The organism is Collinsella sp. AF25-2LB (genome assembly GCF_003458415.1).
Taxonomy (GTDB): Bacteria; Actinomycetota; Coriobacteriia; order Coriobacteriales; family Coriobacteriaceae; genus Collinsella.
This window is the reverse complement of the sequence record NZ_QRUF01000019.1, coordinates 1-11,425: the sequence shown is the minus strand read 5'-3', so window position 1 is coordinate 11,425 and position 11,425 is coordinate 1. Positions and strand designations below refer to the sequence as shown.

General features: G+C 62.6%; 8 protein-coding genes. 2 read left to right on the top strand and 6 right to left on the bottom strand.

Annotation, left to right across the window (positions count from 1 at the left end; translation table 11 throughout):
* Positions 1-27: 27 nt before the first annotated feature.
* Positions 28-1,488: a pyruvate kinase gene (gene pyk, locus DWY51_RS08245; protein WP_117770501.1), complete on the top strand. Its 1,461-nt coding sequence runs from the start codon at positions 28-30 to the stop codon at positions 1,486-1,488.
* Between the two features lie 203 nt (positions 1,489-1,691).
* Here the strand turns inward: pyk and DWY51_RS08240 are convergent, their stop codons facing one another.
* The 6 genes from DWY51_RS08240 to pheS form a co-directional block, all read right to left on the bottom strand.
* Positions 1,692-2,540 (bottom strand): hypothetical protein, encoded by an 849-nt coding sequence (locus DWY51_RS08240; RefSeq protein WP_117770500.1) that lies wholly within the window; start codon positions 2,538-2,540, stop codon positions 1,692-1,694.
* Between the two features lie 80 nt (positions 2,541-2,620).
* The gene (locus DWY51_RS08235; RefSeq protein WP_233504668.1) at positions 2,621-3,391 is read right to left on the bottom strand and encodes an energy-coupling factor ABC transporter ATP-binding protein; all 771 of its coding nucleotides are present in this window, start codon (positions 3,389-3,391) and stop codon (positions 2,621-2,623) included.
* Between the two features lie 46 nt (positions 3,392-3,437).
* The gene (locus DWY51_RS08230) at positions 3,438-4,274 is read right to left on the bottom strand and encodes an energy-coupling factor transporter transmembrane protein EcfT (protein ID WP_117770498.1); all 837 of its coding nucleotides are present in this window, start codon (positions 4,272-4,274) and stop codon (positions 3,438-3,440) included.
* Positions 4,252-5,337: a cobalt transporter CbiM gene (gene cbiM, locus DWY51_RS08225; RefSeq protein ID WP_117770497.1), complete on the bottom strand. Its 1,086-nt coding sequence runs from the start codon at positions 5,335-5,337 to the stop codon at positions 4,252-4,254. Before cbiM ends, DWY51_RS08230 begins: the two co-directional genes overlap by 23 nt.
* Positions 5,338-5,582: 245 nt before the next feature.
* A complete protein-coding gene (pheT, locus tag DWY51_RS08220) occupies positions 5,583-8,036 on the bottom strand; it encodes a phenylalanine--tRNA ligase subunit beta (RefSeq protein ID WP_117770496.1) in 2,454 nt (817 codons plus the stop codon).
* 63 nt (positions 8,037-8,099) lie between these two features.
* Complete coding sequence (gene pheS, locus DWY51_RS08215; protein WP_117770495.1) at positions 8,100-9,176, bottom strand: phenylalanine--tRNA ligase subunit alpha; 1,077 nt, start codon at positions 9,174-9,176, stop codon at positions 8,100-8,102.
* Positions 9,177-9,681: 505 nt separating this feature from the next.
* On the opposite strand from pheS, the gene DWY51_RS08210 reads away from it, so the two are divergent.
* Positions 9,682-11,265: a carboxypeptidase M32 gene (locus DWY51_RS08210; protein ID WP_117770494.1), complete on the top strand. Its 1,584-nt coding sequence runs from the start codon at positions 9,682-9,684 to the stop codon at positions 11,263-11,265.
* Positions 11,266-11,425: the final 160 nt, after the last annotated feature.

The following is an 11,425-nucleotide window of genomic DNA, read 5'->3' as shown; positions in this document are numbered from 1 at the left end:
GCAAGACGATGTCAGATGGAGGTCTGAATGTACAAGCGCACCAAGATTGTATGCACCATGGGTCCCGCCTGCGATAGCGACGAGACCATCCGCGAGATGATCAAGGCGGGCATGAACGTCGCCCGTTTTAACTTCTCGCACGGCTCCTACGACGAGCACCACGGTCGCATCGAGCGCGTCCGCCGTATTTCCAAGGAGCTCGGCATGCCCGTCGGCATCCTGCTCGACACCAAGGGCCCCGAGGTCCGCACCGGCCTTTTGGTCGACGGCAAGAAGGTTGCCGTCAAGACCGGCGACAAGATCGTCGTCACCGCTCAGCCCACGTCCGAGGATTTCCACGGCACCGCTGAGCACATCTCCCTCGACTACCTGGCTCTGCCCTCCGAGGTCGAGAAGGGCTCCCTCATCCTGATCGATGACGGCCTGGTTGCCCTCGAGGTCGAGTCCGTCGACGGCCAGGACATGACCTGCGTCGTTAAGAACGACGGCCTGATTGGCGAGCGCAAGGGCGTCAACATGCCCAACGTCAACATCTCTCTGCCCGCCATCACCGAGCGCGATCGTCAGGACATCCTCTTTGGCCTGACCGAGAACATCGACTACATCGCCGCTTCCTTCATCCGTGACGGCGAGTCCGTCCGCGGCATCCGCAAGCTTTGCCGCGAGAACGGTGGCGAGCACGTGACGATCTTCCCGAAGATCGAGTGCGCCCTGGGCGTCGAAAACTTCGACGAGATCCTCGAGGCTTCCGACGGCATCATGGTCGCCCGTGGCGACCTGGGCATCGAGATCAAGCCCGAGCTCGTTCCGCACATCCAGAAGGAGATCATCGCCAAGTGCAACGCGGCCTACAAGCCCGTTATCACCGCTACGCAGATGCTCGACTCCATGCAGCAAAACCCGCGCCCGACGCGCGCCGAGGTTGCCGACGTTGCTAACGCCATCTACGACGGCACCGACGCCGTTATGCTGTCCGGCGAGTCCGCTGCCGGTAAGTACCCGGTCGAGGCCGTCAAGATGCAGGCCAGCATCGCTCTCGAGACTGAGAAGTACCTCCCGGCTCACGCTCCGCTCGAGGTTCCGGCCGATGCTCACGGCACCCGCGTCGTCAACAACGTTGTGGGTATGTCCGCTGTGAACATGGCTACCACCGTTGGCGCCAAGTGCATCACCGTGCCGACGACCACCGGTCGTACCGCTCGCCTGATCTCGCACTTCCGTCCCAACATGCCGATCTGCGCGTTCTCCCGCCACGAGTGGGCCGTCCAGCAGATGATCATGTACTGGGGCGTTATCCCGCACCAGGCAGAGATTACCCAGGGCACCGTCAACGGCACGATTGTCAAGGCGATCGAGACCGCTAAGGAGCTCGGCTACGTCGAGGCCGGCGACCTGACCGTCGCCACCGCCGGCGATCCCCGCATGAGCGTCCAGCTCGAGGACAAGGTCTCCTCGACCAACGTCGCTTACGTCGCTCAGGTGCGCTAAAACGCACTTGCAAGCAGATTTGCATTGCAAAGGGCCCGGAAGGCATTGCCTTCCGGGCCCTTTTTTAAGACCTTCTTCATATGCCGCTTCATCGATTTGCGTTCAATCGCAAGCCTCTCCGATGCCGAGCGCACCACCGAAGACGCCCTGCGACGGGAGTTGTTGGTCAATTGGGGTGAACTGTTCGCCGTCAAGCCGGCCGGCTAGCAGCTAGCGATCAGAGGGACTGCGGGGACGCCAGAAGCGGCAACGCGAGCCGCAAAGCCCGCCTCGGTCAGCTCGATGACCTCGGTAAACGTTGCGTCGAAGAATTCCTCGGTCAGCAGGCGGTATGGCGGATGGTCGGGCTCGCCGGGGTTTTCGCGTACAATCTCGTGCATAACGCCAATGGTCTTGAGCACATACTCCTTATGGATGGGATACTGACCAAAACGCGTCGCCGCAGTATACAGGCGATCGGTCGCGCGCGGAATCGAAACGATCCCGAGCGTCTTACCAAACCAGTCAAAGTCGCCTTGCTTTTTAATGCGGAATTCCTCGCACGGCTTGCCGCCGTGCGCCTCCAGGTACTGATTCACGCGCGTATTCCACACGGTATCGGCCACGAGGTGAGACCAAACGCCCAGCGTCAGATCGAGCAGCGACTGCGCCACGTCATCGGGCGCGAGCGAAAGCTCGCTAGCACCGGGACCGGCAACCGGCTCGGCATCCTTGTAGCGTTGGGGATAGTGCACGCGATTCAGTCGCTCGCGCTCCTCGATAATCGAGGTCGCCGCGGCTGGCGCACCGGTGGGTGAACTTTTAAGCAACGGTGCCACATAGGTATCCCAGAACTCGTGCTCACGCGGCTTAGGGATAGGCTCGGGCTTGGCAAAGTGCGTAATGCGGTACGGGATGGGATCGGCGATGCCAGGGACCATATAGCCCACGAAAATATCCGGAACCACGCAGCCAAACAAAAAGGCATTGCGGTCGCGCACGCTCTTGGCAAGCGCACCGGTGCGCTCCAGCAAACGCTCCGTCTGAGCGATATGAATGTTCCAGCTTGGCATAGCCACCCCCATAAAAAACCTGGATAACTATACCATCACGGCAAAGCCGCGCGGGCGGCTACGCACGCTCTACGCAGCAACTAGTCCGTAGCACCGCTTTCGGTTCCATACGACGGCGAAGGTGCCTCGACCACATGGTGATATCGATCGATATAGATTGCACGGGCACCCAGGCGTCGCACCAAATCCTGGTGATGTGTGCTCATCAAGACCGTCTTACCCGCCGCGACGTAGGCCAGCAAGAAGTTGACCACGATGTCGCATGAATCCTCGTCGAGCCCATTGGTAGGCTCGTCGAGGACCAAGATATCCGGGTTCATCGACACCACCGCAGCCAGCGCAACGCGCTTCTTTTGCCCGCCCGAGAGCTGATAGGGAGAGGCGTCGGCAAGGTCGGCAACCTGGAACAGCCCCATGGCATCGCGCACACGGCGCTCGAGCTCGTCTGCCGGCAGTCCCATCTGCGCGGGACCAAAAGCAACTTCCTCGCCCACCGTAGCGCAGAACAGCTGGGCGTCGGCATTCTGGAACACAAAGCCCACGCGCTGATGAAAACGCTGAGCGGCCGCGGAATCCTTTAGAAACGCCGCATCGACCACGTGCCCGTCGAACAGGTATGCCCCTGCGTCCGCGAGCTCAAGGCCGTTAATAAGGCGCATAATCGTCGTCTTACCGCAGCCGTTGGGACCGAGCAGGGCAACGAGTTCACCACGATCGACCTGCAGCGACACGCCATCGACAACCGTATGCCCCGCATAGGAGAACACCACGTCGCGCAGCTCGATGAGCGGCGCGACCTCGGCGCCGCCCGCACCGTTCGTGCCCGCCGCACTATTCATATCGATCGTCAAAACGTCGCCCTTCCCTATTTGCATCCCCAGCCGGAACCAGCAGCGCCTACAGCACGGCGCACAACACCGCCAGCAGCGCCACGCCGGCCGCATAGACCGCATCGCGCCAGCCAAACCCGGCGCGCGCGGGCGCCGGATACGCACCCGCAAAACCGCGGCACAGCATGGCCTCGTCCATCGCGCGGCTGCATTCCATCGCCTTGATAAAGGTCATGCCCATGATACCCGCGATCGAATCGGTACGCGAAAATCCCTCAGGCGCACGGCCAACGCTGCGCAGCATGACCGATTCGCACAAATTGTGCGCCGTGCGACCCAGCACCTCGACGTGCTTGAGCGCCATATCAAACGTAAAGATAACTTCGTCGGGCAGATGAAGCATCTTGAGCGCCGCCGACATGCGGCTCCACGTGAGGGTCCACGAAACGCCCAGCACCAGCGACACATTAATGAAGGTCTTGAGCGCAATTTTGAGCATGGCGCCCGTAGCGGAAGCGCCCAGCAGCAGGGCAGGCAGCGCCAAAACCACTGCGAGCCCCGCGGCGCCAAGCGCCGGCACAAAGGTCGCCCGCAGCCCGCGTACGGGGCGCACGGCAACGAGCACCAGCGCAATGGCCGCCATCAACATGAGGTACAGCGGGCTCTGTGTCAGACACACGCACAGGACGCAAACGAACATCCCCACCAGGCGCACCGGAGCCGAAACGCAAGAAAGGGCGCGGTCGACCATCGACCCGCCCTCGTGCGCGCCTCCACCCAGGCGAACCCGCTCAAGCAGGCTCGCCAGGTGCAGGACATTCTGTTGCATTACGCGATGCCGAGCGCCCGTGGGCTCGTAACGCTGCTCGTCCGCAAGCCAGCTAGGCAGCTCGACCGTCGCCATGAGCCCCGTTTTCCTTAACCGTCAGCGATATCAAACGAAATGCGATGGTGAGCACCGCCACGCCAATTACGCCCGAGAGGATATACATGGCAGCCTGGCCGGCAAAGCCAAGACCCTGCTCCTCGGAATAGGCCTGCAGATAATCGCCCGTGGGCAGTGCGTCGGCAAAGGTCGGGATATCGAGGCCGACCGAAGCCTGCAGGCTGTCGTCGCCAGCCTCCTGAACGGCGGTCGCGGCGCCCTCGGCGTCCCACTCGCCCCATGCGTCACCTGTGGCAAGCAAGCCGAGCGGCGTAGCCACGACAAGCACGGCAACCAAGATGAGCGTGGGGACCAGCGAGGTCTTCTTGGCAGCAGCACCCTCGGCAGTAAGCTGGCCATCGACGGCCTCGGGCCCGACGATAACGCTCGGCGCCGTCTTCTTAATGAAACCGTAGATGGCGGCCGTCGCCACGCCCTCGATCACGCCGGCAACCAGCATATGCGGGATCAACATGGCCGGAATAGCCACGGACAGCGGGAAAGGACAGTACAGCGGCGCGCCCGAAGCGTTGGTAAAGAGCATCGGCTGAATACCAAACTCGATTGCCGCGCACAGGGCCGCCAGGCACAGGCCGACCCAACCGCTCACGACGGCAGAAACCGAGGTGCCCCAGCTCTTGTCGTGCAGGCGGCTGTTGAGCGCACGGAACACGATAGCAGCGACAAACGGCAGCACAAAGGCCATGTTAAAGCAGTTAGCGCCAAACGACAGAACGCCGCCGTCGCCAAACAGCAGCGCCTGCAGCGCCAGCGCAACCGAGACAGCGATAGCCGCGGCCTCGGGGCCTAGCAGCAGTGCAATGAGCGCGCCGCCGACGGCGTGACCTGTGGTGCCGCCGGGCAGCGGCACATTGAACATCATAAGCAGGAAGGAGAACGCGGCGCAGATGCCCAGGAAAGCCATGTGCTCGCGATCGAACGTGGCGCGCACTTTCTTGATGCAGTGGATCCAAACGGGCACCATCGCCACTGCCATGACGGCATCGGTCTGCGGGGACAGATAATTATCTGGAATGTGCATGTACGCCTCCCGGTTATCGGCGCACGGAATTGCAACGCCGCTTGAATCACCTTTCCAGTGTTACGTAATGTCAGATTCGTAACACGCCGCGGGCTATCATAGCAAAACGGCGCACTGCCGACAAAGCAGCACGCCGTTATGTAATGCGCGTGTCATATATGAAGGCTCAACGGTGCCTTATACCGAAAACAGCAGTCACGTAAGACTCGGCGGCAGCCGACGCTGGCCTATATCCGGCGCAGGACCTAGCCGCGGACCTCGCCGTTTACGCCCTTGCACACCTTGGTGACGATCTTCTGGTGCGCCTTTTCGACCTCTTCGCTGGTGAGCGTGTGGTCGTCGGAGCGATACGTAAGCGCAAAGGCCATGGATTTCTTGCCCTTGCCGATGCGGACCGGATCGCGGTAGACATCGAACAGGCGCACGCCCTCGAGCAGCTTGCCGCCGGCACTCGTAATACGACGCTCAAGATCCTCGCAGGTCACAGTGTTGTCGACCACGATAGCAAGGTCGTGCTCAACGGCCGGGTACTGCGAGAACTCACGGTAGTTCTCCTGGTTGCGGGCGCCCTTGATCAGCTTATCCAAGTCGAGCTCAAAGGCGACGACGACCTCGTCAATGCCCATAGCCTCGCGCGCCTCGGGGTGGATCTCGCCAACCCAGCCCAGCACGGTACCGCCCGAGAGCACCTCGGCAGCACGACCCGGCTGCAGGAAGGCATAGCTCTCGCCCTCGACGGGACGGAAGCGAACCTTCTCAATGCGCAGCTGGGCAAGCAGCTCCTCGACGATGCCCTTGCCAAAGAAGAAACGCAGCTTGCGGTACTTCATGTTCCAAGACTGCTCGCTCCACTGACCCGAGAGCACGCCCGCGACGGACTTGGTCTCCTTGGGCAGGCTGGCATTCTCGCGACCGTGGAACAGACTGCCGACCTCGTACAGGTGCACGTTGGGCGTGCCGTGGGCCTCGTTATAGGCAACGGACTGTAGCAGGCCCGGCAGCAGCGAACGACGCATCTCGGTCTGCTCGGCCACCAGCGGGTTCATGAGCACCACGGGGCAGCCGCGGCCTTCGGTGGACATGCCGATCTTCTCCAGGTCGCCCGGGGCGGCAAAGCCAAAGGTCGTGGTCTCGTTGAGGCCACAGGCGCGCAGGATCTCGCCGACCTTGCGGGTAAGCTTCTGCTCGCGCGTCAGACCGCCGATGTGGTTCTTGGCAGCCGGAATGGTCGCCGTCACGCGGCCCATGCCCCACAGGCGCAAGACCTCCTCGATCAGATCGATCTCGCGCGGCAGGTCGGGACGGAAGCTCGGCGGCGTGACCATAAAGTCCTCGCCGTCGCGCTCGACGGTGCAGCCCAGGCGGGTGAGCGAGCGCTCGATAAAGTCGGGCTCGATGTCGGCGCCGCAGATGGCGTGCACGCGGGCCAAGCGCAGCTTGATGCTATCGATGGTCTTGGGCGCGGGGAACACATCAACGTAGCCGGGAGCGACCTCGCCGCCGGCGATCTCCTCAATCAGCGCGCAGGTAACGTTGGCGACATCCATGCAACCGGTCTCATCGACCTGACGCTCAAAGCGAATGGAGGCATCGGAGATCAGCGACAGGTCGCGGCTGGTGTGCGAGGTGCGACCGGCGTTGAAGCAGGCGCTCTCGACCATCACGTCGACGGTGTCGTCCTCGATCTCAGAATCCATGCCGCCCATAACGCCGGCCAGCGCCACGGGACGCTCGCCGTCGGTGATGAGGCCCATGCCGGCGTCGAGCGTGCGCTCCTCGCCGTCGAGGGTCGTGAACTTCTCATCCTGCTGGGCGGCGCGAACCACCACGCGGCGATGGCCATCGCGCTCGGCAAAGGTGTCCAGGTCAAAGGCGTGCAGCGGCTGACCGGTGAGCATCATCACGTAGTTGGTGATGTCAACGATGTTGTTGTGTGGGCGCACGCCCAGGGCGTTGAGGCGCTTGACCATCCAGTCGGGCGAGGGGCCGACCTTCACGTTGCGCACGATGCGGGCGACGTAGCGGTCGCACAGGCCCTCGTCGGCAATCTCGACCGAAAGCTCGTCGTCGGTCGCGCGGCCGGTCTCGACCTTGATGGCGGGCAGCTCAACGTGGAAATCGCGATCGAAGATGGCGCCGGTCTCGCGGGCCATGCCGATCATGGACAGGCAGTCGGGACGGTTGGGCGTGATCTCACAGTCGAGCACGGTGTCGCTCGAGCCCACGTACTCGGCAAACGGCATGCCACAAGGCGTATCCTCGGGCAGGATCATGATGCCGGAGTGATCGCCACCCAGGCCGAGCTCGCGCGCAGAGCAGTTCATGCCCATGGACACGACGCCGCGAAGCTTGCTCTTCTTGATCTTGACGTCACCGGGAAGCACAGCGCCGATCATTGCCGTGACGATGTGGTCGCCAGCCTCAAAGTTCTGCGCGCCGCAAACGATCTGCAGCGGGGCGGGGTTGCCGTCGGCGTCGAGATTCTTGTCGCCCACGTCGACCGAGCACACATACATGTGGTCGCTATCGGGGTGCGGGGTCTTGGTGAGCACCTTGGCAGTCACCACGTGGTCGAAGGACTCGCCCACGGTGTCGATCGCCTCGACCTCGGTGCCGGTACGGATATATTCGTCCGAAAGGGTCTTGGGATCCTCCGGAATATCGATCATGGTCTTGAGCCAGTCGTAAGAAACGCGCATCTAACTGGTCTCCTTTCATAAATGCGGCTTTGAGCCGGAAACTGCAACTAAGAAGAAAGCGTTCTAGAACTGGTTCAAGAACCTCATGTCACCAGTCATCAACGTGCGCAGGTCGGGCAGGTCGTAGCGCAGTGCCGCGACGCGCTCGGCGCCAATACCAAAGGCGAAGCCGGTGTACTTCTCGGGGTCGATGCCGCAGTTGATCAGGACGTTGGGGTCGACCATGCCGCAGCCCAGGATCTCGATCCAGCCGCTGTGCTTGCAGAAGTTGCAGCCCTTGCCGCCGCAGACGTGGCAGCTCACGTCCACCTCGCAGCTAGGCTCGGTGAAGGGGAAGAAGTGCGGACGGTAGCGCGTCTTGCGGTCCTCGCCAAACATGCACTTAACAAAGTAGTCGAGCGTGCCCTTCAGGTCGCCAAAGGTGATGCCCTCGTCGACGACCAGGCCTTCGATCTGGTTGAACTGCGGCAGGTGACAGGCGTCGGCCGTGTCGGGACGATAGACGGTGCCCGGGCAGATCATGTAGATGGGCGGCTTCTGCGACTCCATGGTGTGGATCTGCACGCCCGAGGTCTGGGTGCGCAGCAGCACGTCGGACTCGCCGTGAGCGTGAGCCTCGGGATGCGCGACGCTGCCGGGATTGTTGTCGACCACATAGAACGTGTCGCGGGCCGATCGGCTCGGGTGATCCATGGGCGCGTTGAGCGCGGTGAAGTTGTAGTAGGAGGTATCGACCATGGGGCCGGACTCGACGGTGTAGCCGATGCCGCAGAAGATGTCCTCGGCCTCCTCGATGATCTGCTTGATCAGGTGCTGGTGACCGATCTGCGGACGGATGCCCGGCAGCGTGATGTCGACGGCCTCGTGCTCGAGCGCGTGCTTGAGGGCGGCAGCCTTCATCTCGGTGGTGCGCTCGTCGAGCATGCCCTCGATCAGCTGGCGCATCTCGTTGGCGCGTTTGCCCATCATGGGACGATCCTCGGGGGCGAGCTTGCCCATCATGCGCATCAGGCCGGTGATACGGCCCTTGCGACCGAGCAGCTCAACGCGCGCGGCCTCGAGCTTGGCGGCGTCGTCAGCGCTAGTGACGAGCTCCTTGGCCTCTTCCTCGAGTTTGACCAGATCATCAATCAGACTCATGTCTTCCCTTTCGTCTCTCGCGCATCCGCGCTCCGGGACGGCTGACGCCGCCCGATGTTGCGGATGCGCGGCCCGGTTCGGTAACAAAAAAAACCGCCCTCGGGCATGTACATTGCCCAAGGACGGTTGAATTCCGCGGTACCACCTTGTTTGACCCGGCGGATGTCTGGCCCGCCGCGCCCACTCTGTGCCTCTTGTCGCGAGGCTCACGGCTTCCCTACTGGGACTTTGCTGCCACTGGCCGCGTGCCCGTTGAGGTCGCTGCTCGGGAGTGAACGCTTGGCCCTTGCCACCGCAGGAAGGCTTGCAGCCCATGACCTTCCCTCTCTTGCCGGCGACGCGGCGGGCAAAACCCTCTCCGTCAACGCATTGGGCTATAGGATAACACATTTCGCGAGTGCATCGCCGCGTTCCGTTTTGTTCGCGCTGGGTACAAGGCAGGTAGCTGTGCAAACTGGCCGCGCACCCGCCTGCGGCGCTCGGCCTGCGAGATTAAGGATACGGTATGGGAAAGAAACTCGATAAGAAGGCCAAGGCCGCCGTGGCAAAGGCCGCCAAGGGCGTCAAGGCCGCTAAAGTCGACAAGGCCGTCAAAAAGTTCCGCAAACTCGAGGGCAAGCTGTGGACTCGCGAGTACCTGCTCAAGATTGCCGAGTTCGATGGGGCGACGATTGCTCCTGCCAACGGCGCTGCCGCCCGTGCCGACGCCATGGGCACGCTTGCCGGCGAGCATCACAAGCTGCTGACCAGCGAGAAGTCCGTTGAGCTCGTACGCTCGTTAGCGCGCGAGACGGTTGCAGGCGGACACGTAGACGACCCGCAGCTGCTCGACGAGATTCGCGTGCTCGGCCGCGACCAGCGCGAGGCAAGCGTTATTCCTACCGAGGAGGCCGAGGCCTGGACCAGGCTCACCTGCGAGGCCGACGCCGTGTGGCATAAGGCCAAGACGGCCAACGACTGGGCGAGCTTTGAGCCCTATGTGGATAGAATCGTCGCCCAACTTAAGCATCAGGCCGAACTCATGGACCCCAAGCGCGACCCATACGACGTTTGGCTCGACCAGTACGAGCGCGGCCTTTCTGCCGAGAGCTTCGACGCGTTTTGCGAGGAGGTCAAGGCCACGGTCGTGCCGCTCGTGCACGCCATCGGCGAGCGCGGCCAGCAGCCCGCTGCCGACTTTTTGCACGCCCGCGTGCCCGAGGCCGCCCAGCGCGCCATGAGCTTCGACCTGATGAAGCTCGTCGGCCTGAACCTGGACGACACCACGCTTGCCTTTACCGAGCACCCGTTTAGCGAGGGCTTTGCCGTGGGTGACGCGCGCATCGCGACACACATCTACGAGGACGATTGCATCTCCAACGTCTACAGCATCATCCACGAGGCGGGGCACACCATGTACGAGCTGGGCGTCAATCCCGCCTATGCGCGCACCTGCCTGGAGGGCGGCACCTCCATGGGCATCCACGAGAGCCAGAGCCGCTTCTTTGAGAACACCGTGGGCCGCAGCCGTGCCTTTATGGGACCGCTGCTCGAGGTGCTGCGCCGCCACGCACCCGAGGTCTACGGCGACGTCGACGAGGACACGCTCTACCACGCCGTGAACATCGCGCAGCCTTCGCTGATCCGCACCGAGGCCGACGAGCTCACCTATCCGCTGCACGTTATGGTGCGCTACGAGATCGAGCGCATGCTGTTTACCGGCGAGGCCACGGCCAAGGACATCCCCGCGCTTTGGAATCGCTTTATGGATGAGTACCTGGGCATTCCCGTTCCCGACGACACGCACGGCTGCCTACAGGATACGCACTGGAGCGGCGGCTCGTTTGGCTACTTCCCCACGTATGCGCTGGGCAGTGCCTACGATGCCATGTTTGTGCCGGCCATGTGCCGCGACGGTGTCGACCTTACCGGCGCCTGCGCGAGCGGCGACCTGACACCTGTCCGCGCCTGGCTGGGCGAGCACATTTGGCAGTGGGGCCGCGCCAAGGACGCGCCGGAGCTCATCAAGGGCGCGTGCGGCATGGCGTTCGATGCCCGCTACTACTGCAGCCACCTGCAGGACAAGTTCACCACGCTCTACGAACTGTAAGGCATAACCGACACGCCAACGCAAAGGGGACGCCGCGGAACCAATCCGCAGCGTCCCCTTTTTTCACCCAATAACTAGGTACCTAATGACTAGTTCGTTGACGCTAATGTCTTGGCAACGTCAGACACTATGACCCAATCCAGGGGCACGGAAACGACAG

Excerpts from the sequence above, each read along its gene's own strand:
- pyk (WP_117770501.1), top strand. The coding sequence starts at position 28 with ATGTACAAGCGCACCAAGATTGTATGCACCATGGGTCCCGCCTGCGAT.
- DWY51_RS08240 (WP_117770500.1), bottom strand. The coding sequence starts at position 2,540 with ATGCCAAGCTGGAACATTCATATCGCTCAGACGGAGCGTTTGCTGGAG.
- DWY51_RS08230 (WP_117770498.1), bottom strand. The coding sequence starts at position 4,274 with ATGGCGACGGTCGAGCTGCCTAGCTGGCTTGCGGACGAGCAGCGTTAC.
- cbiM (WP_117770497.1), bottom strand. The coding sequence starts at position 5,337 with ATGCACATTCCAGATAATTATCTGTCCCCGCAGACCGATGCCGTCATG.
- pheT (WP_117770496.1), bottom strand. The coding sequence starts at position 8,036 with ATGCGCGTTTCTTACGACTGGCTCAAGACCATGATCGATATTCCGGAG.
- pheS (WP_117770495.1), bottom strand. The coding sequence starts at position 9,176 with ATGAGTCTGATTGATGATCTGGTCAAACTCGAGGAAGAGGCCAAGGAG.
- DWY51_RS08210 (WP_117770494.1), top strand. The coding sequence starts at position 9,682 with ATGGGAAAGAAACTCGATAAGAAGGCCAAGGCCGCCGTGGCAAAGGCC.